The organism is Flavobacterium microcysteis, assembly GCF_006385255.1.
In the GTDB taxonomy this organism is placed as follows: domain Bacteria; phylum Bacteroidota; class Bacteroidia; order Flavobacteriales; family Flavobacteriaceae; genus Flavobacterium; species Flavobacterium microcysteis.
The window spans coordinates 20,823-40,034 of the sequence record NZ_VFJE01000054.1 but is presented as its reverse complement, the minus strand read 5'-3'; the positions used below and the strand labels follow the sequence as shown (position 1 = coordinate 40,034).

Here is a 19,212-nt window from a genome sequence, read left to right as displayed (position 1 = left end):
ATAAAATAACTAATTTTGGCATGAGCCGAAAAACTCAATAAAAATGAAAAATTCAAAAGAATTAAGAACATGGTTGGATGATTTCAAATTGTCACATCCATTAGTAATTGCGGGGCCTTGTAGTGCAGAAACGGAAGAACAGGTGTTGAAAATAGCTCATGAGCTAAAAGATTCTGACGTGAGTATTTATAGAGCAGGAATCTGGAAACCCAGAACACGCCCGGGAAGTTTTGAAGGTGTTGGAGCAGAAGGGTTAAAATGGATGCAGAAAGCCAAAGCCGAAACAGGTCTTTTGATGGCAACAGAAGTTGCAAATGTAGCACATGTCCAATTGGCTTTGGAACACGATATAGATGTTTTATGGATTGGAGCAAGAACCACCGTAAATCCTTTCGCAGTGCAAGAAATAGCAGATGCTTTAAAAGATACGGATAAGATTGTGTTGGTAAAAAATCCGGTAAATCCAGACTTAGCCTTGTGGCTTGGAGGAATTGAACGCCTTTACAACGCAGGAATCAAAAAACTGGGTGTTATCCATAGAGGTTTCTCCACTTATGAAAAAACAAAATACAGAAACATACCGGAATGGCAGCTGGCAATCGAATTGCAGAATCGTTTTCCGGATTTGCCTTTAATCTGCGATCCGTCACACATCACAGGCAAACGCGAAATGATCCAGGAAGTTTCACAACAAGCATTGGATTTAAATTACGATGGACTAATTATTGAAACCCATACAGATCCTGATAATGCATGGAGTGATGCCGCACAACAGGTAACACCAGAACAGTTAAAAGAAATCTTCAAAAATCTAAGAGTAAGAAAAGAAACAGAAGACGGTTCAGATTACAACCAGAAACTGGACAGATTCCGTGTCGAGATAGACGAATATGATGCAAAAATCATTGAGATTTTAGGAAAGAGAATGAAGGTAGCCGATAAGATTGGAGCATTGAAAAAAGAAAAAAATGTGGCAGTACTACAAAACAAAAGATGGAATGAGATTCTTGGTAAAATGATTCTTGAAGGCGAAGAAAAAGGACTGAGCGAAGAGTTTATTTTAAAGATATTCAAAGCAATCCATCAGGAAAGTATCAGCCATCAGGAAAAAATTATTAACGGATAAGCGAGACTTCTAAATTTAGATGATGAAATTACATTGTTCCATTGTAAAACAGTAATTTTGTCATCTAAATTTAATAAAATCAGGAAATCTGAAGTGAATGACAGGAACCGTTTATAAATCTACTGGAAGCTGGTATACCGTAAAATCCGAAAGCGGAGAGTTTATCGAATGCAGGATCAAGGGCAAATTCCGTATGAAGGGAATCAAAAGCACGAATCCTATTGCAGTAGGCGATATTGTAGAGTATGAACTCGATAAAAGTTCAGATAAAATTACAGGAACGATTCACACTATACAAGAGCGAAAGAATTATATAGTCCGAAAATCGGTTAACCTGTCAAAGCAAGTTCACATTATCGCATCCAATATCGATCAGGTTTTTTTGCTGATTACGATAAACAACCCTCCTACAACAACAAGTTTTATAGATCGGTTTTTGGTTACTGCAGAAGCCTATGGCATAGAAACGGTTTTAGTTTTTAATAAAATTGATACCTATGATGATGCCATGCTTGATGAGCAGCTTTATCTGCAATATGTATATTCTAATATAGGATATCAGTGTCTGAGAGTATCTTCAACAGAAGGAAAAGGAGTCGAAAAGCTGAAAGAGATGATGAAAGGCAAGGTTTCGATGTTTTCCGGACATTCTGGTGTTGGAAAGTCAACTCTTGCTAATGCCTTAGAACCATCGCTACATCTTAAGACATCCATAATTTCGGAACAAAGCAGGCAAGGGCAACATACCACCACATTTGCAGAAATGTATGATTTGTCGTTTGGAGCCAGGATTATCGATACACCGGGAATCAAAGGCTTTGGGATTGTAGATATGGAGAAATCAGAAGTAAGCGGCTACTTTCCTGAGTTTTTTGCGTTGCAGGATCAATGTAAATTCAACAATTGCCTGCATAAAGAAGAACCGCATTGTGCTGTCAAAGAAGCTCTGGAAAAAGATGAAATTGCCTGGTCACGCTACAGAAGCTATCTTCAAATACTAGAAGGCGACGAAGAGCATTATCGTACTGACGACTACGCCGACGAGAAAACAGGAAACTAAATAGTGGATAGTTGAAAGTGGATAGTCGATAGTTATGAAGTCGATTGGACATAACTTATAAAATTTCAAAAGAGTCACTTGTCATGAGGATAAAATTATCAACTACCAACTATCCATTTTCAACTATAAGCTATTCCCAACTATAAACTATCCATTATCAACTATAAACTAAAATGAAGGTTGTTATTCAAAGAGTTTCCCAAGCCTCAGTAACTATTGAAGGAGAAAAAGTAAGCGAAATACAATCAGGATTGTTGATCTTGGTTGGGTTTGAAGATTCCGATACTCAAGAAGACATCCAATGGCTTTCGGCAAAGATTGCTAACCTTCGGATTTTTGGGGATGAAAATGATGTTATGAATCTTTCGGTAAAAGATGTGAATGGAGAGGTTATTATTGTCAGTCAGTTCACACTTCATGCCTCTACTAAAAAAGGAAATCGACCATCCTATATAAAAGCATCCAAGCCGGATATAGCAATTCCTTTATATGAGAATTTTATAAGCCAGATGGAAGCAGATTTGGGCAAAAAAGTACAGACAGGAAGATTTGGTGCAGACATGAAAGTTGCATTATTGAATGATGGTCCGGTAACGATTGTTATTGATACAAAAAGTAAAGAATAAGCTAGGAAATCAGTTTTATTATTTTATTTTTGGAAAAATTTAACATTTAATGAAAAATTTGTTGTTCCCCCTCGTTATTGTTTTATTCTTCTCAACAATAGCTACTGCACAAGACATCGAGTATACTGTTGCAAACATTCCTGCCGAACTTAAAGAAAATGCAAACGCAGTTGTACGTTTAGACCAAAAAAACATTGTCATTGCTTCCAGAAAGTCAATGATAACAACGACTAAAAGCATAGTAACTGTCCTTAATGAAAACGGATTGTCCTATATGAATCTTTCCGAGTATTTTTCCGGCAGAGAGCGTATCAAATCCATTGAGGCCCAATTCTACAATGCTTTTGGAAAAGAAATAAAAAAAGTCAAAAGAAAAGATTTTAAGGAAAACTCAGTTTCTGGAAATTCAATCATTTCAGATGGAAAAATACTTTATTATGATTATACCCCTATAGAATATCCTTTCACGGTCGTTTTTTCAAGTGAAACAGAAACCTCTAATACTGCTTTTATGCCTAGATGGTTCCCAGTGCCAGGTTTTTCTGTAAGCGTAGAAAAATCGAATATAACTATAAAAGTACCCTCCGATTTAGGCTTCAAATACAAAGAGTTCAACATGCTTGACAATCCAAATATCACAAAGGAAGTTAAGAGCGATGGAGTTTCTTTTACGGCAAATAATATGGTGACTTACAAAGCAGAAGAGTATTCGCCTTCATTTGATTCCTATTCTCCTAATGTAATGATGGGATTGGATTTTTTCAATTTGGAGGGAGTTGACGGAACTGCAAAAAGTTGGGCAGAAATGGGTAAATGGTTTTCGGATAAAATTTTGGCAGGTACATCTGAATTGCCAGAAGAAACAAAAGTTAAAATTAAAGCTTTAATAGGAGATGAGAAAGATCCATTAAAAAAAGCCAAAATAGTGTATGGATATGTCCAGGAAAAAGTTAGATATATTAGTATTCAAGAAGGAATTGGCGGTTGGCGGCCAATGTTGGCAAAAGATGTAGATAGGTTAGGATACGGAGATTGTAAAGCTTTGACTAACTATACAAAATCACTTTTAGATGCAGTAGGAGTTCAGTCTTATTATGTGCGATTATATGGAGATAGAAATAAAAAAAGCGTTATTCCTGATTTAGTTTCTATGCAAAGCAATCATGTTATTTTGGCTATTCCAGACAAAGAGAAATATGTTTGGTTAGAATGTACGAGTCAAACGTTGCCTTTTGGTTTTCAAGGTGATTTTACAGATGATAGAAATGCGCTTGTTCTTAAACCTGAAGGAGGAGAAATTGTTAGGACAAACGTATATGAAACGAAAGATAATACTCAAATTACGAAAGGGAATTATAGTGTTTCAGATGACGGAATGATTTCTGGAAAATTAGAAATCAAATCCAAAGGAATTCAGTATGATAAAAAATTAAATATTAATGAGAAGTCTGTTGACGATTTAAAGAAAATTTATAAAAACTATTTTAGCCACATTAATAATTTAAAAATAATAAAGACTGATATCTTAAATGATAAAGATAATATTGAGTTTACAGAAAAGATTTCTTTAGAAGCAGCTGGATATGCAAACAAGACAGGGGATAGGCTGATTTTTGCATTGAATGCTTACAATCCGTCATCATCTGTTCCACAACGCTATCGAAATAGAACTAATCCATTTGAAATTTCAAGAGGATTTTATGACTATGATGAGGTTACTATAGATTTACCAAAAGGATTTGTTATTGAAGCAAAGCCAGAAAACACCGAAATTAAAAGCGCTTTTGGAGATTATAAAACTGAATATGTCATTTTGAATGAAAATCAATTAATCTACAAAAGAACATATCAAATAAATTCCGGGCAGTTTGACAAAAAAGACTACGAAAATTTCCGAAAATTCAAAGAGCAGATAGCAAAAAACGATAACGCAAAAATAGCACTAGTAAAAAAACAATAGACCTCCAGCCATGAAAAAAAACCTTTTAACCATTTGTTTCTTTCTCCTTACATTAAGCCTATATGCGCAAAAAAAATATGAACTGGGAAAAGTAACTGTAGAAGAATTAAATGAGAAAGCACATCCAAAAGATTCATCAGCAGTAGCAGCAATCCTGTTTAAAAAAGGGAATACCTATTTTGATTATGATTCCGATGGAAGTTGGGCGGCTATCACAGAAGTGGTAACAAAAATCAAGATATACAAAAAAGAAGGTTATGCCTTTGCAACCGAGCAAATTCCATACTATACCGGAGGTAAGCAAGTAAGACTGTTTTTTGATGATGCCGTAACCTACAATCTGGTTGGAGATAAAATTGAAAAGACAAAACTGAAGAGTGATGGCGAGTTTACAGAAAAAGTCAATGAAAACTACAGTTTGAAAAAAATAACGATGCCAAACGTCAAGGAAGGAAGTGTAATCGAATATAAATATACGATAAGAACTCCTTACCTGACTTCGCTTAGTGACTGGTACTTTCAATATCCTATACCGGCAAATTTCGTAGAATATAAAATTGCCATACCACAATACTTTAACTACAGTGTCTTTATGAAAGGCTATTTGGCGGTTTCGAAGAAACCTTCGACAATTTTAGCCGGGGCAGCTAGGAAGTTCAATGAGCTGATAACGATTTATTCTGTTGAAAACGTAAAAGCACTAAAAGAGGAATCGTATGTTAATAACATGGAAAATTATACTTCCATGTTGCAATTTGAACTTGCTTCTACAGACTTACCAAATCAAGGCCTAAAGCATTATGCCGCAGATTGGGAATCGGTAGTGAAAAATATTTATGATGATAAAGATTTTGGCGACGAGCTAAACTATAAATCGTATTTCGAAAAAGATCTTGAACCAATATTGAAAGGTATTACATCAAGAGAAGAAAAAATTAAATTGATTTTTGACTATGTAAAGACTCGAATGAATTGGAATGAAAAGTATGGCTACTATTGTAAAACAGGAGTGAAAAAAGCATATGCTGAAAAAGTAGGGAATGTAGCAGAAATCAACCTGATGCTGGTTGCGATGTTGAGATATGCTGAGCTCAAAGCCAATCCTGTTTTGATCAGTACACGTTCAAACGGTATTGCCGTATCTCCAAATAGAACAGCCTATAATTATGTTATTGCAGGCGTTGAACTCGATAACAAACAAATGGTTTTGTTAGACGCTACTTCTAAAAATGCTTTGCCTAACATTTTGCCATTCCGAACACTGAATTGGATTGGAAGGATGATTCGAAATGATAAGACATCTATAGAAGTAGACCTGATGCCACAAAATAATTCTAAAGAAATAGTCAATGTAGTAGCGGCTATAGATGAAGAAGGTAAGGTTAATGGAAAAATCAGGGGTCAATATTTTGACTATAATGCATATGGTTTTAGAGAGATTCACTTAAAAAAGTCAAAAGATAAGTATCTTGAAGAACTCGAAAAGAGATATACCGGGATTGAAATTGACGAGTATACAACCACTAATGACAATGATTTATCAAAAGCAATGATAGAAACCTTTAGTTTTGTCAATACTAATTTAGTAGAACGTATAGGAGATAAGATCTATTTCTCGCCATTGCTTCATTTTGCAAGACAGGATAACCCGTTTAAGGATGAAGTAAGAGAATATCCGGTGGATTTTATGTATCCGTCTCAGGAGAAATATTCTTATACCATTACAATTCCTAAAGGATATGAAGTAGAATCGATGCCTGCGCCTCTTGCGGTTGCTATGGAAGGCAATATCGGAATTTTCAAATATAACATCGTGAAAACGGCAAACCAGATCCAGGTGACGACACAGTTGGATATGAATTATCCTATTATCCCACCGGATTTTTACTATACGCTGAGAGATTTCTACAAAAAGATGGTAGACAAACAAAATGAAAAAGTAGTACTTAAAAAAGTATAACAAATGGAAATAAAAAACGCACAACTTCAGGTTGACAACTGGATAAAAGAACACGGAGTTCGTTATTTCAATGAGCTTACAAATATGGCACAGCTTACAGAAGAAGTTGGAGAAGTAGCCCGTATCATAGCTCGCCGCTATGGTGAACAGTCAGAAAAAGAATCAGACAAAAACAAAGATTTGGGAGAAGAATTAGCCGATGTGGTTTTTGTGGTTTTGTGTTTGGCAAACCAAACAGGAATCAATCTTCAGGAAGCCTTTGATAAAAAAATGGACCTAAAATCAGACAGAGATAAGGACCGACACAAGAATAACGAAAAACTCAAATAGCAAAACAAAATGAATCTAAGTTTAAAGCCTGCAACCTGCCATATCAAATCTGAAATTTCGATAACAGGATCCAAATCAGAAACCAATAGGTTACTGCTGCTACAGGCTTTATATCCTGCCATTACTCTCAAAAACACTTCAAATTCTGATGACTCAGAAGTGATGGATAAAGCACTTAAGACTAAAGATTCAGTAGTAGATGTACATCATGCCGGGACGGCAATGCGATTTCTTACGGCCTATTTTGCAACGAGAGAAGGACGGGAAGTTATCCTGACAGGTTCGTCAAGAATGAAAGAGCGTCCCATTAAGATTTTAGTGGACGCCTTAAACCAATTGGGAGCTGCTATCACCTATGAAGAAAAAGAAGGATTTCCGCCAATAAAAATCAAAGGACAGCAACTTTCCAAAAATAAAGTTTCACTTCCGGCTACTATCAGCAGCCAGTATATTTCAGCTTTGTTATTGATCGCTCCAAAACTTGAAAATGGACTGGAACTCCAGTTGCAAGGAAAAATAACATCAGTGCCCTATATCAAAATGACTTTGGCACTACTGGAGGAAATTGGCGTTAAAACAGATTTTAAAGAAAACACAATACATATTCAGCCAAAGAAAGAAGTTCAATCGAATCAACTCACTGTAGAATCCGATTGGAGTTCAGCATCTTATTTTTATTCAATAACGGCTTTGTCAAAAATTGGAACAGAAATAAAGCTTTCCAGTTATAAGCAGCATAGCCTTCAAGGCGATTCGGTATTGGCTGAAATTTATAAAGAATTGGGTGTAGACACTAGTTTTGATGGAAACGCTATTATTCTTAGAAAAAACTCAGACACTATTAATGAAAATCTGGTCTTGAATCTAAATGATTCGCCAGATATTGCCCAGACAATTGCTGTGACCTGTTTTGGATTGGGAATAACATGTCACTTATCGGGACTTCATACGCTTAAAATCAAGGAAACAGACCGTTTGGAAGCTTTAAAGACCGAACTTCAAAAACTGGGCGCTGCAATAAAAGTAACCGAAGATACCTTAGAATTAGGAGTGTCGGGAGAAATAAAATCAGATATTTCAATAGCCACTTATGATGATCATAGAATGGCGATGGCTTTTGCTCCATTGGCAATAAAAGTTCCAATAATCATAAAAGATGCAGGAGTCGTATCAAAATCCTATCCTGGTTTTTGGGAAGACTTAAAGAGCATTGGTTTTCAGATGGACAAAATCTAAAAACCCAATGTTTATAGGCTTCAACACTTTGCGTTATAGCCAACATAAAAATTTCTGACTAAATAAAAGCCAAAACACTTGACAACGCCTATCGCACCATCGTATATTTGCAGCCGGTTTAAAATTTAGGGCTTACCGGAAAGCCGGGTTTTTACCTCAAATCAAAATTCTATTATGAAATTATCACACTTCAATTTCAATTTACCGAAAGAACTTCTAGCGGAATATCCAGCAGAAAACAGAGACGAATCTCGTCTGATGGTTGTAAACAGAAAGACTAAAACGATTGAACATAAGATGTTCAAAGACATAATCGATTATTTCGAAGAAGGTGACGTAATGGTGCTGAACAATACCAAGGTTTTCCCTGCAAGGCTATATGGAAATAAAGAAAAAACAGGAGCCAGAATTGAGGTTTTCTTATTAAGAGAACTAAATGCAGAGCAAAGATTATGGGACGTTTTGGTTGATCCGGCACGTAAGATAAGAATTGGAAACAAACTGTATTTTGGTGACGATGATTCATTAGTTGCTGAGGTTATTGATAATACAACATCACGTGGAAGAACGTTACGTTTCCTTTATGACGGTTCTTACGAAGAATTCAGAAACAAGCTTACAGAACTTGGAGAAACTCCAATCCCGAAATACATCAACCGTGAGGTAACTCCGGAAGATGCAGAGCGCTACCAGACAATTTATGCTAAAGAAGAAGGAGCAGTAGCTGCACCAACAGCTGGTTTGCACTTTTCAAGACATTTATTGAAAAGATTAGAAATTAAAGGAATCGATTTTGCTGAAGTAACATTGCATGTTGGATTAGGAACCTTCAACCCAGTTGAGGTAGAAGATTTATCTAAGCACAAAATGGATTCTGAAGAATTGAAAATTACTCAGGAAGCTTGCGATATCGTGAATAAGGCAAAAGTAAACAAGAAAAAAATATGTGCTGTTGGAACTACTTCTATGCGTGCCATCGAAAGTTCAGTTTCTTCTGCAAAAACATTAAACCCATACGATGGCTGGACGAATAAATTCATCTTCCCTCCACATGATTTTAGTATTGCAGACTGCATGATCACAAACTTCCATACGCCAAAGTCAACACTGTTGATGATGATCTCGGCCTTTACAGGACACGATCTTATGAAAAAAGCATATGAAGAAGCTATCAAAGAAGGATACAAATTCTATTCTTATGGTGATGCCATGCTGATTTTGTAATCAGAGCTATAACATAACAAATCAAAATCTCGTCAGCAATGGCGAGATTTTTTATTTCCACCTAAATCCGCACAATCACCCTAATCTGTGGCTAAAAAAACACTTCAATTTCTATCCAAACAAATCCCCGTTCTCTTCAAGCTCTTTCCAAAATCAATCTTTTTTCCTATTTTTACGGCCATCTAAAAAACAACCAATGACCTTTCAAAATACCCGCGAATTTGCACAAGAACTAGATTCGCAAGACAAACTGCACCATTATAGAAATGAATTTCTTTTCCCACAAGTAAACGGAAGAAAAGTAATTTATTTTACAGGAAACTCTTTAGGGTTGCAGCCTAAAAGAACCAAAGCCTATGTAGATGAAGTGATGGATGATTGGGCTAAGCTGGCTGTCGAAGGTCATTTCTATGCTGAAAAACCATGGTGGGATTATCATGAAAGATTTGCCGCACCGCTAAGCAAAATCGTAGGGGCGCTTCCATCTGAAGTATCGGTAATGAATACCCTGACGGTAAATCTTCACCTATTGATGGTTTCTTTCTATCGTCCAACCGAAAAAAAATATAAAATCCTTTGTGAGGCAAAAGCTTTTCCAAGTGACCAATACATGCTGCAAAGCCAAGTGCGTTTTCACGGATATAATCCAGAGGACGCTATTGTAGAATTGCAAAGAAGGGAAGGAGAGCACAACATCCGTTTGGAAGATGTGCTTGCTAAAATTGAAGAATTGGGTGATGAAATTGCCTTGGTATTGATTGGTGGAGTAAACTACTATACCGGACAAGTTTTCGATATCAAAACCATAACCGAAGCTGGACATAAAGTTGGAGCCTATGTAGGCTGGGACTTAGCACATGCTGCAGGAAACATAAAATTGGAATTGCACGACTGGGATGTAGATTTTGCAGCCTGGTGTAGTTATAAATACATGAACTCAGGACCTGGAAATGCTTCCGGTTGTTTTGTACATGAAATGCACCACGATAATTACGAACTCAATCGTTTTGCCGGATGGTGGGGACATAACAAAGAAAGACGCTTTCTGATGGAACCAAAATTTTCTCCGGAAGCAGGAGCAAACGGTTGGCAGATAAGTAACCTTCCTATATTGTCTTTAGCGCCCTATTTAGCCTCGGTAGAAATGTTTGCTGAGGTTGGAATGGACGCCTTGATTGAAAAACGAGACAAAATCACTTCCTATTTGGAGTTTATCTTGCATGAAATAGACAAGGAAGTCGACAGTACATTTGAAATAATCACTCCTGAAAATGCTGTAGAAAGAGCCTCGCAATTATCGGTGTTCCTACATGGAGAAGGACGTGCTTTGTTTGACTATCTTATGAAAAATGGAGTTATAACCGATTGGAGAGAGCCAAACGTAATTCGATTAGCTCCGGTTCCGTTATATTGTTCTTTCGAAGATATGTACGAATTTGGACAGATATTGAAAGAAGGAATACTATCACACAAATAATAAAATAAAGAAATCGATTCGTTTCGGTTCTCAAAAAATAAATCATGACAAAAGAACAAATTATAAAAAACTTTGATCCAAGCCAGCCAGGTTTGGCAGATGCCAGCATCTTTGGACTTCCATTTTCTGCCGAAGACAGCGAAATTATTATCATTCCTGTGCCTTGGGAAGTAACCGTAAGTTATGGTTCTGGAGCTTCTGAAGGCCCTGATGCCATTTTGGATGCGTCGTTTCAGGTAGACTTGCACCATCAGGAATTTCCAGAATTATGGAAATTGGGAATCTATCTCGATACTAACGAACAGACCGAAAAATGGGCAAAAGAAAGCGAAAAATATAAAAGCTTGGCACAGCCTATTATTGAAGCCTTGGAAAATGGAGAAGTTATCGAAAGCCTTCCGGGACTGCAATCTGATTTGGACAAAATCAACAAGGTTTGTAAAAACCTGAAAGAAGAAGTAAAGGAAAGAGTATTATACTGGACTAAAAAAGGTAAAAAAGTTGCCCTTTTAGGTGGTGATCACTCTACACCATTAGGATATTATGAGGCGTTGGCTTCACAGCATAGCGAATTTGGTTTGTTGCACTTGGATGCTCATATGGATTTGAGAATTGCCTACGAAGGATTTACTTATTCTCATGCTTCTATTATGTACAATGCGTTGCAGATTCCGCAGCTTACTAAAATCGTACAGGTAGGAATTCGTGATTTCTGCCAGCAGGAAGTTGAAACTGCTTTTGAACATGGAAACCGCGTGTTAGTACATACAGACATGGATCTAAAAGCTGAAACTTATACGGGGAAAACTTGGGAACAACAGTGTGAAGCAATTATTGCAGCGCTTCCGCAAAAAGTTGCCATCAGTTTTGATATTGACGGGATGTATCCTTGGTATTGCCCAAATACAGGTACACCGGTTCCTGGCGGATTCTCTTTTGAACAAGCCGCTTACCTTTTAAGCAAGCTAGGTGAAAGTGGAAAAGAAATCATCGGATTTGATTTAGTAGAAGTAGCCCCGGGTGATGATGATTGGGACGGAAATGTCGGAGCCAGAATGCTTTTCCACATGTGTGGAGTTTTGGCAAAAAACAATGGTCTTCCGGTAGGAGAAAAGATTAAATTCAACAGATAATAATTGAAAAGCGGGCTTAATAGCCCGCTTTTTGTTTAAGGTAAATTCGCAATAAAAGGCGATTTTTTAATAAACGTATGGTCGTTAATCTGTTTGATAAGAAAATGTGCCAGAGTCGTAGCACTGATTTTGTCACCCGGACAATCTTCAAGGCTTATAGCAATTGGACATTTTTCATCAACGAGTTCAATCTGAGGAAGCCGTACCAAAGTCCAGTCGACCGCACTCTGGGTTAAAATATCATACTCCAATTGTTTGTTTGTTGTCGAAACCGGAAAGTTTTCATACATCCAATTGGTAGCAAAAGTCGCTTTTGGACCTTTTTGATCCTGCGGAGTGTTGACATTCAATCCGGTTGTTACAATATAACGTTGAACATTCCATTGTTGCATGGCCTGAAGAATGTTAGTTGTCGCTTTGCTGAATAATGTGGGTTCGCTGGGAGGAATACCCAAGCCCAAAGTGCTGATTATAGCATGGCAACCTTCTATTAGCTTCGCTATGGAATCATAATCAGAAGCATCGCCAAAGACGACTTCTACATTTGCATAATCTGATTGGAAATTTTTAGGATTTCGTACCAAAAGCTTGAATGTAAAACCTTGGTTGATTAATTCTCTGACGAGGTATTGGCCAGATTTTCCGGTACCGCCAATGACGGCAATTTTTATATCTTGTTTCATTTTGTTCTTTATAAAATTATTGAAAATAGTATCTTAGTCCTGATTTACTTGATAGAAGTAAATTGGACCGGCAGAAGCTTGAGGCTTTTGCAAAATCAATATTTTTATAAAGAGATTTTAATAAGACAAATGTAAAAGGTAGCGATAACTTATACAAGTAAATTAAAAACTTTTGCCCTAATACTCAATAAAATGGAAATCATAGAAAACAATATCCCATTAGAAATCTACAGAGAGCTTCGCACAAAATCAGGTCTTTCCAGTAAAGACATAGAAGCCGCCACAATAGGACTTCAAAATTCGGTTTATTCGGTAATGATAAAAAAAGGAGGAACAATTGTAGGAATGGGACGCATTATAGGTGATGGAGGATGCTTTTGTCAAGTTGTCGATATTTGTGTGCTTCCGGAAAACCAGGGACTGGGTATCGGAAAAGTGATCATGCAGCAAATATCCAATTTTATACAAACCAAATTGCCAAAATCGTGCTATGTAAGTCTATTAGCCGATGGTGATGCCAACCACTTGTATGAAAAATTTGGTTTTAAGGATACTTTGCCACATTCCAGAGGCATGGCTCTAAAAGTTGTGTAGTACTACCATTTTTGCAGTATAGCATGAGTAAAGCAATAATCATAAATAAGTTCGATATAGGCAGCCTGTTTGAAAAAACGATGACCGTCGAAAGAAACCAATTTTTAAAAACAGGTGGTAGTATTGATAGTAACATCTACTTTGTAGAAAACGGAAGCCTGAGGATTTTTATCACAGATGGTCACGAAGAACGCATTATTCGTTTTGGATACCAGAATAATATTATTGTTGCACTCGATTCCTTCTTTACACAAAAGGCATCGGATTTCTACATACAGGCAATAAAGAAATCCACAGTCAGAGTTATTTCTAAAGAAACGTTCATGACCTATATTAATAACAGTCCCGAAAACCTTAAGATTTGGCTTGAGATATTGGAAGATTTAGTACTGCAGCAAATCGAAAGAGAAAAAGACCTTTTGATTCAATCGCCACGAGAGCGCTATGAAAGGGTTCTGAAACGAAGCCCGCAACTCTTTCAGGAAATTCCCAACAAGCATATTGCAAACTACCTGCGCATGACACCTGAAACCTTATCCCGACTCAAAAAATCTTGAGTTCAATCAAGGATTTTTTTTCTGATTCGTGAGAACTTTGCAAGAAAAAAAATGAAGATTGAATCACAACTGTTGCTACAAGAGCTCACTACACAAGTAAAAAGCCATATCGAATATGCAACATCACTTGAAAAACAAACAGAAAAACCGCTTAATGCCAGAATAACACCAGATAGTTGGAGCGTCCTGGAGTGTATCGAACATCTTAACCGTTATGGCAATTTCTACCTGCCTGAAATTGAAAAACAAATCAATTCATCAAATTCTAAGTCGGAAGCAGAATTTAAAAGTGGCCTGTTAGGAAATTATTTTGCAAAAAGCATGCTCCCAAAAGCCAAGCTGAACAAGATGAAGACTTTTAAAAACATGAATCCCATTAATAGCAAGTTAGACAAAAGTGTACTTCAAACATTTATCAGCCAACAAAATAAACTGCTCCTATTGCTTGAAAATGCGGGAAAGGTCAGCCTTAATAAGACTAAAACCAGTATCAGTATCTCAACTTTGATTAAGTTAAAATTAGGTGATACGTTTCGATTTCTTATTTATCACAACGAAAGACATATCCAACAGGCGCAAAGAGTTTTAAAGGCCACATGGTTCTAAATTTTGATTTTTGGAAAAGTTATAAAAAAGTATAATAAAAAGTTAAAATCAATATTTTTTCATTTGCTGTGAAATTACGGTATGAAGTTTGCCTTAAGTGTTGCAAAATAATATAAACAGTTATGAAAACATTTAAAAGCTCAAACAAAATGAAACAAATTTTCTCTCTAAAAGCACTTATGCTATTGATAGGATTCACTTTCCTTTCAACGCAAGCCAATGCAGATACGGTACGAATGACGATAAAAGAAGAATTGGCTGGCTGCACAGGTGTTGCCCCACAAAATTGCTATCAGGTAAAATATAAAAAGAGTAAAGACTGGGAATTTTTCTACAGTCAGATCGAGGGATTTGAATACACGCCTGGTTACCGATATGTAATTGACGTTAAAAGAACCAAAAGAAAAAATATTCCGGCTGATGCCAGCGCCTATACCTACAAACTAAAAAGAATCATCAAAAAGGAAAAAATAGCGAATGAAGCAGCCACAGAATTGGCCTTCATCACAAAATACAAATGGAATCTGATCCAAATAAATGGAACTATGCCATCGGCTTCGTCAGCCTACCTTATTTTTCAGGCCGATGGTAAAAGAATGGCAGGTTCTGGAGGCTGCAACCGAATAGGAGGTGGATTTGAATTGACAAAAGACAAAATCTCTTTCTCAAAAATTGTAAGCACGATGATGGCATGCCCGGACGAAAACAAAACCAAATTAGAAGGAACTTTGCTGAAAATGCTGACTGATGGTACTTTCAGATATGATATAGCAGACCAAACCCTAAATTTATACCAAGGTGATAAACTGGTATTGATGTTTGGATTGTCACCACTAGAATAACAAACCCTTTTTGCACAAATACGATATAAACCTCCTGGAGCTTAAGTTCTAGGAGGTTTTTTTATTGGAAGGATTCCATTGTGTGATTTTGTGTATAACGACACTTAATTTCTAGAATTAACTGCCTATGCGGAAAGTCGTAATGAACTAGAATGAATTACTTATATGTTTGTTCTGAAACAAATGCTTGCAAACAATTATAAATGTTTGTAATCAGAAATGGAATGCTTTATGGAAATTCTTATAATTCTATTTTTCGTTGTAGTCTTTTTTGTTGCTTTTATAAGAAAAGGCAGTAGCACATTTGAAATAAGTCCGGAACCTAAACGAGGCACAAGAGCAGAAAGGAATTTAGTCTCCATACTCAAACATTCGGGAATACCGGAACAGGCTATTTTTCATGATCTGTATGTGAAAAAGCACAATGGTAATTTTTCTCAGATTGATTTGGCTGTTACAACCAAAGCCGGAATTATTGTCTTTGAAGTACATGATTATAACGGCTGGATTTTTGGCACAGGTTATCAGTCACAATGGCTCCAGATATTAGCAAACGGGCAAAAGAAATACAGATTCGATAATCCTATTCTGCAAAACAATAAACATATTTCTGACCTAAGAAAAAAACTCAAGCAGTTTGAATATATACCTTTTTATTCCATAATTGTATTTTATGGCGACTGCGAATTAAAAGATATCAGTTTTGTGCCCAAAGGAACGTTTTTGGTAAAACCAGAACGTGTAATCGAGGCCATGCGAATCATTATTGCAAACAATGAATCAGCACCCTATACTGATAAACACGAAGTGGTAAGAATTCTGGAAGAAGCTGTACAAAATGGAGAAAGCCCGGAAGTTCAATGGCAGCATATTGAAAATGTTCGTGATATGTTGGGTAAGGATAGGATATTCGAGTGAAAGGAGACTACTCTTTATGGCAAACCGTAAAGAATTGGCAAAGATTACATAATATGTTTGTTTAACCATTGATAAATAAACCTACTATGCAAACATTTCCAAGTGAAAAAATACTGATGATTTCGGATGATAATTCCGTTACGCTTACTACGCATCGGATATTTCAAAGAAAAGCAGATACAAATAAAGATTTGCTTCTTAAACATATTATTACGCATCAGGTTATTAAGCGTAGAAAATTGTACTACAAACTTCTTACCGTCTTTTTTCTGATAATGACATTTATAGCTTATCAGAATTTAGATCCGAGATATGATGAAAAAGTGTTTGTTATGGTGCTTATTCTGGTTGGTTTAAGTGTAATTTCGGCTTGTTTTTTATTTGTGGTTCAAAATAGATATTTAAAAATTGTTAGCTGTTTTGGTGAAATAGAGTTTTCATTGTCTAAAATGGATCAGAGCAGCCTGAATAAATTTTTGAATAAAATGTATGACGAAATAGAAAAACGTAAAAAAGAGGAGTAAAGAAATTTTATTATAAAAACTTTCCGAAAATCCTAAATCTCCTATTTTCAATTTGCCTGATCACATGTCATGTCTGAAAGTTAATTATATTTATCGGCGCTTATATAATTACTAAATGATATGCCAAACCTAAAACTCATACGAGAAAACCAAAATCTCACCCAGGAAGAACTTTCTGAAAAATCAGGAATCTCTGTCAGAACCATACAACGTATCGAAGCCGGGACTTCACCCAAAGGTTATACGCTGAAAACATTGGCAAAAGTTTTAGATGTTCAGGAAAGTGAATTGACAGATAAAAGCACAAAAACGGAAAAAGTAAGCGAAGAAGAAAAAACACCAGTTCCCCAGGAGTTTACTATTGACTATTCCAAAATCAAAATAGTGAATCTTTCTTCCATACTATTTATTGTGCTTCCGCCTTTAAATATTTTGGTGCCTTTAATTTTGGCAGGCATTTTTAAGCAGAAAAGCACATTAGTTAAACAAATCGTTTCCGTCCAGATTCTTTGGACTATTGTAGCGCCTATTGTTTTTATGTTGGGCATATTTTTAAAACTAGGCAGGAAATTCACTTTGATACTGATAATTGCAATTGTGCTGTCAAATGTATTTATCATACTTCGTAATGCGGCAGAAATTGATAAGAATAAGAAGTTGTATTGTCGTCTGAAATTCAATATGATATAATATTGTCAGGTAGATTGTCGGGTTTTTGACGGGTTGATTTTTAGGGCATAATGCAACTAAATCCAATCTTTGTCAAAAATTTCTACAATGACCAGATCCATTTATTTTCTATTCTTTTTTCTAGGTGCCTTTTTGCAAAAAGGACAAGCGCAGGTTGAAAAAAACAGCGAGTTGTATAAGACCATCATGTCAAAAGACAGCCTGCTGTTTAATGTAGGTTTTAATACCTGCGATATTTCACAATTTGAAAACCTGATGAGTGAAAAATTAGAGTTCTTTCACGACATCGATGGAATGTCTGATAAAAAGAAATTTCTAAAAGATTTTAAAGGCGGTTTATGCCGTGACACAAAAAACTATCAGGCAAGAAGAGAACTACTCCCAGAAAGCACAGAAGTTTATGCCTTGTATGACAAGACAAACGGAGGAAAAGTATATGGAGCGCTTCAGGTCGGAACACATCAGTTTTTTGAAAAACAAACCGGACAACCTGAAAAGTTTGGCAGTTCTGCCCGATTCAGTCATCTCTGGCTTTTGGAAAATGGCGAATGGAAATTGGTAAAATCCTATAGCTACGAACATGTTACTAAGCAATTGGAATCGGTTACTGCTCCAACATTCGACAATGATATGGCTATTGAAAAGTGGCTAAAAGAAAACAAAGTGCCTACGCTTGGCCTTGGGATAATCGAAAACGGGAAACTACAACAAGTAAAGGTTTTTGGAGAAATTAAGCCGGGTGTTTCAGCACCTTACAATACCATCTTTAATGTCGCCTCCTTAACCAAGCCAATGACGGCAATAGTAGCACTCAAATTAGTCAGTTTAGGGAAATGGGATTTAGACAAGCCAGTTTACAATTATTGGACTGACCCTGATATTGCTAAGGATCCGAGAAGTAAAAAAATCACGACCCGCCAGATTTTAAGCCATCAGACAGGTTTCCCGAATTGGCGTTGGATGAATGCTGATAAAAAATTAAACTTTCAGTTTGATCCGGGTACAGCTTATCAGTATTCTGGTGAAGGATTAGAATACCTGAGAAAAGCCTTAGAAAATAAATTCCATAAAAGTCTTCAGCAACTGGCTTCTGAATTGATTTTCCAACCGCTGAAGATGAATGAGACCAGCTATGTTTGGAATAAAAATAGTGACATTTCAAGATATGCAATAGGCTATGACAAGGATTTAAAGCCCTACGAAGTTGAAAAGAATACTACACCCAATGCTGCAGATAATTTGTTGACGACTATTGAAGATTATGGGAAATTCTTGGTAGCTGTAATGAATGGTGAATTACTACAGGAATCCGTTTTTAAAGAAATGACCAGACCGCAAATAGCCAGTGAAAGAGGCAAGCATTTTGGCTTGGGATTTGAAATCTATACTCTGGAAAATGAAGAATATGGCTTGTCACACGGTGGAGCAGATGTGGGTGTTCGGACTATTACATTTATTCTCCCAAAAACAAAACAAGGACTTTTGATTTTTACCAATTCCGATGTTGGCGGTAATGTTTATGAAGCCTTAGTAAAACATTATCTTGGCAAAAATGGAGAAAAAATTATAGATATTGAGACGAAGTAAATCAGTTTTTTGCAGAAATAAAATTCCAAAAATTTTGCGGCTCTGCGTCTTTGCGTGAAAATAGTTGCTCGCAAAGGCA

At 36.4% G+C, this 19,212-nt stretch carries 19 protein-coding genes; 18 read left to right on the top strand and 1 reads right to left on the bottom strand.

Annotated features, from left to right (window positions below; all coding sequences use genetic code 11):
* Nucleotides 1-43: 43 nt before the first annotated feature.
* From FJA49_RS09185 to FJA49_RS09140, 10 genes are all read left to right on the top strand, one after another.
* On the top strand, nucleotides 44-1,126 hold the full coding sequence (locus FJA49_RS09185; protein WP_140000685.1) for a bifunctional 3-deoxy-7-phosphoheptulonate synthase/chorismate mutase type II: 1,083 nt from the start codon (nucleotides 44-46) through the stop codon (nucleotides 1,124-1,126).
* A gap of 97 nt (nucleotides 1,127-1,223) precedes the next feature.
* Nucleotides 1,224-2,186, top strand: a complete 963-nt coding sequence (gene rsgA / locus FJA49_RS09180) for a ribosome small subunit-dependent GTPase A (protein ID WP_140000684.1) — start codon at nucleotides 1,224-1,226, stop codon at nucleotides 2,184-2,186.
* A gap of 173 nt (nucleotides 2,187-2,359) precedes the next feature.
* Nucleotides 2,360-2,812, top strand: coding sequence for a D-aminoacyl-tRNA deacylase (gene dtd / locus FJA49_RS09175; protein ID WP_140000683.1), 453 nt, complete (start codon nucleotides 2,360-2,362; stop codon nucleotides 2,810-2,812).
* Between the two features lie 49 nt (nucleotides 2,813-2,861).
* Nucleotides 2,862-4,772 (top strand): DUF3857 domain-containing protein, encoded by a 1,911-nt coding sequence (locus FJA49_RS09170; protein WP_140000682.1) that lies wholly within the window; start codon nucleotides 2,862-2,864, stop codon nucleotides 4,770-4,772.
* 10 nt (nucleotides 4,773-4,782) lie between these two features.
* Entirely contained in the window at nucleotides 4,783-6,732 is a 1,950-nt protein-coding gene (locus tag FJA49_RS09165; RefSeq protein WP_140000681.1) for a DUF3858 domain-containing protein, read from the top strand.
* Nucleotides 6,733-6,735: 3 nt separating this feature from the next.
* A complete protein-coding gene (locus FJA49_RS09160) occupies nucleotides 6,736-7,062 on the top strand; it encodes a nucleotide pyrophosphohydrolase (RefSeq protein WP_140000680.1) in 327 nt (108 codons plus the stop codon).
* A gap of 9 nt (nucleotides 7,063-7,071) precedes the next feature.
* Nucleotides 7,072-8,298 (top strand): 3-phosphoshikimate 1-carboxyvinyltransferase, encoded by a 1,227-nt coding sequence (gene aroA / locus FJA49_RS09155; protein WP_140000679.1) that lies wholly within the window; start codon nucleotides 7,072-7,074, stop codon nucleotides 8,296-8,298.
* Between the two features lie 174 nt (nucleotides 8,299-8,472).
* Nucleotides 8,473-9,522 carry a tRNA preQ1(34) S-adenosylmethionine ribosyltransferase-isomerase QueA gene (queA, locus tag FJA49_RS09150; RefSeq protein ID WP_140000678.1) on the top strand — a complete coding sequence of 350 codons (1,050 nt, stop codon included), beginning with the start codon at nucleotides 8,473-8,475 and terminating at the stop codon, nucleotides 9,520-9,522.
* 196 nt (nucleotides 9,523-9,718) lie between these two features.
* Complete coding sequence (gene kynU / locus FJA49_RS09145; protein WP_140000677.1) at nucleotides 9,719-10,999, top strand: kynureninase; 1,281 nt, start codon at nucleotides 9,719-9,721, stop codon at nucleotides 10,997-10,999.
* 44 nt (nucleotides 11,000-11,043) lie between these two features.
* Nucleotides 11,044-12,132: an agmatinase family protein gene (locus FJA49_RS09140; protein ID WP_140000676.1), complete on the top strand. Its 1,089-nt coding sequence runs from the start codon at nucleotides 11,044-11,046 to the stop codon at nucleotides 12,130-12,132.
* Nucleotides 12,133-12,167: 35 nt separating this feature from the next.
* On the opposite strand, the gene FJA49_RS09135 is transcribed toward FJA49_RS09140, so the two are convergent.
* Complete coding sequence (locus FJA49_RS09135) at nucleotides 12,168-12,815, bottom strand: NAD(P)-dependent oxidoreductase (RefSeq protein WP_140000675.1); 648 nt, start codon at nucleotides 12,813-12,815, stop codon at nucleotides 12,168-12,170.
* 192 nt (nucleotides 12,816-13,007) lie between these two features.
* Here FJA49_RS09135 and FJA49_RS09130 point away from each other — a divergent pair, with 192 nt between their 5' ends.
* From FJA49_RS09130 to FJA49_RS09095, 8 genes are all read left to right on the top strand, one after another.
* The gene (locus FJA49_RS09130; protein ID WP_140000674.1) at nucleotides 13,008-13,409 is read left to right on the top strand and encodes a GNAT family N-acetyltransferase; all 402 of its coding nucleotides are present in this window, start codon (nucleotides 13,008-13,010) and stop codon (nucleotides 13,407-13,409) included.
* 23 nt (nucleotides 13,410-13,432) lie between these two features.
* Nucleotides 13,433-13,966, top strand: a complete 534-nt coding sequence (locus FJA49_RS09125; protein WP_140000673.1) for a Crp/Fnr family transcriptional regulator — start codon at nucleotides 13,433-13,435, stop codon at nucleotides 13,964-13,966.
* Between the two features lie 51 nt (nucleotides 13,967-14,017).
* A complete protein-coding gene (locus tag FJA49_RS09120; protein ID WP_140000672.1) occupies nucleotides 14,018-14,572 on the top strand; it encodes a DinB family protein in 555 nt (184 codons plus the stop codon).
* A gap of 149 nt (nucleotides 14,573-14,721) precedes the next feature.
* The gene (locus tag FJA49_RS09115; protein ID WP_158629474.1) at nucleotides 14,722-15,414 is read left to right on the top strand and encodes a DUF4377 domain-containing protein; all 693 of its coding nucleotides are present in this window, start codon (nucleotides 14,722-14,724) and stop codon (nucleotides 15,412-15,414) included.
* Between the two features lie 231 nt (nucleotides 15,415-15,645).
* The gene (locus FJA49_RS09110) at nucleotides 15,646-16,332 is read left to right on the top strand and encodes a nuclease-related domain-containing protein (protein ID WP_158629473.1); all 687 of its coding nucleotides are present in this window, start codon (nucleotides 15,646-15,648) and stop codon (nucleotides 16,330-16,332) included.
* Nucleotides 16,333-16,418: 86 nt separating this feature from the next.
* A complete protein-coding gene (locus tag FJA49_RS09105) occupies nucleotides 16,419-16,856 on the top strand; it encodes a hypothetical protein (RefSeq protein ID WP_140000669.1) in 438 nt (145 codons plus the stop codon).
* A gap of 120 nt (nucleotides 16,857-16,976) precedes the next feature.
* Nucleotides 16,977-17,546: a helix-turn-helix domain-containing protein gene (locus FJA49_RS09100; RefSeq protein ID WP_140000668.1), complete on the top strand. Its 570-nt coding sequence runs from the start codon at nucleotides 16,977-16,979 to the stop codon at nucleotides 17,544-17,546.
* An 87-nt stretch (nucleotides 17,547-17,633) separates the two neighbouring features.
* Nucleotides 17,634-19,133, top strand: a complete 1,500-nt coding sequence (locus FJA49_RS09095) for a serine hydrolase domain-containing protein (RefSeq protein ID WP_140000667.1) — start codon at nucleotides 17,634-17,636, stop codon at nucleotides 19,131-19,133.
* The last annotated feature ends 79 nt before the right edge of the window (nucleotides 19,134-19,212 follow it).

What these genes read in the sequence shown, in the direction of transcription:
- FJA49_RS09185 (WP_140000685.1), top strand. Translation starts at nt 44, where the DNA reads ATGAAAAATTCAAAAGAATTAAGAACATGGTTGGATGATTTCAAATTG.
- rsgA (WP_140000684.1), top strand. Translation starts at nt 1,224, where the DNA reads ATGACAGGAACCGTTTATAAATCTACTGGAAGCTGGTATACCGTAAAA.
- dtd (WP_140000683.1), top strand. Translation starts at nt 2,360, where the DNA reads ATGAAGGTTGTTATTCAAAGAGTTTCCCAAGCCTCAGTAACTATTGAA.
- FJA49_RS09170 (WP_140000682.1), top strand. Translation starts at nt 2,862, where the DNA reads ATGAAAAATTTGTTGTTCCCCCTCGTTATTGTTTTATTCTTCTCAACA.
- FJA49_RS09165 (WP_140000681.1), top strand. Translation starts at nt 4,783, where the DNA reads ATGAAAAAAAACCTTTTAACCATTTGTTTCTTTCTCCTTACATTAAGC.
- FJA49_RS09160 (WP_140000680.1), top strand. Translation starts at nt 6,736, where the DNA reads ATGGAAATAAAAAACGCACAACTTCAGGTTGACAACTGGATAAAAGAA.
- aroA (WP_140000679.1), top strand. Translation starts at nt 7,072, where the DNA reads ATGAATCTAAGTTTAAAGCCTGCAACCTGCCATATCAAATCTGAAATT.
- queA (WP_140000678.1), top strand. Translation starts at nt 8,473, where the DNA reads ATGAAATTATCACACTTCAATTTCAATTTACCGAAAGAACTTCTAGCG.
- kynU (WP_140000677.1), top strand. Translation starts at nt 9,719, where the DNA reads ATGACCTTTCAAAATACCCGCGAATTTGCACAAGAACTAGATTCGCAA.
- FJA49_RS09140 (WP_140000676.1), top strand. Translation starts at nt 11,044, where the DNA reads ATGACAAAAGAACAAATTATAAAAAACTTTGATCCAAGCCAGCCAGGT.
- FJA49_RS09135 (WP_140000675.1), bottom strand. Translation starts at nt 12,815, where the DNA reads ATGAAACAAGATATAAAAATTGCCGTCATTGGCGGTACCGGAAAATCT.
- FJA49_RS09130 (WP_140000674.1), top strand. Translation starts at nt 13,008, where the DNA reads ATGGAAATCATAGAAAACAATATCCCATTAGAAATCTACAGAGAGCTT.
- FJA49_RS09125 (WP_140000673.1), top strand. Translation starts at nt 13,433, where the DNA reads ATGAGTAAAGCAATAATCATAAATAAGTTCGATATAGGCAGCCTGTTT.
- FJA49_RS09120 (WP_140000672.1), top strand. Translation starts at nt 14,018, where the DNA reads ATGAAGATTGAATCACAACTGTTGCTACAAGAGCTCACTACACAAGTA.
- FJA49_RS09115 (WP_158629474.1), top strand. Translation starts at nt 14,722, where the DNA reads ATGAAACAAATTTTCTCTCTAAAAGCACTTATGCTATTGATAGGATTC.
- FJA49_RS09110 (WP_158629473.1), top strand. Translation starts at nt 15,646, where the DNA reads ATGGAAATTCTTATAATTCTATTTTTCGTTGTAGTCTTTTTTGTTGCT.
- FJA49_RS09105 (WP_140000669.1), top strand. Translation starts at nt 16,419, where the DNA reads ATGCAAACATTTCCAAGTGAAAAAATACTGATGATTTCGGATGATAAT.
- FJA49_RS09100 (WP_140000668.1), top strand. Translation starts at nt 16,977, where the DNA reads ATGCCAAACCTAAAACTCATACGAGAAAACCAAAATCTCACCCAGGAA.
- FJA49_RS09095 (WP_140000667.1), top strand. Translation starts at nt 17,634, where the DNA reads ATGACCAGATCCATTTATTTTCTATTCTTTTTTCTAGGTGCCTTTTTG.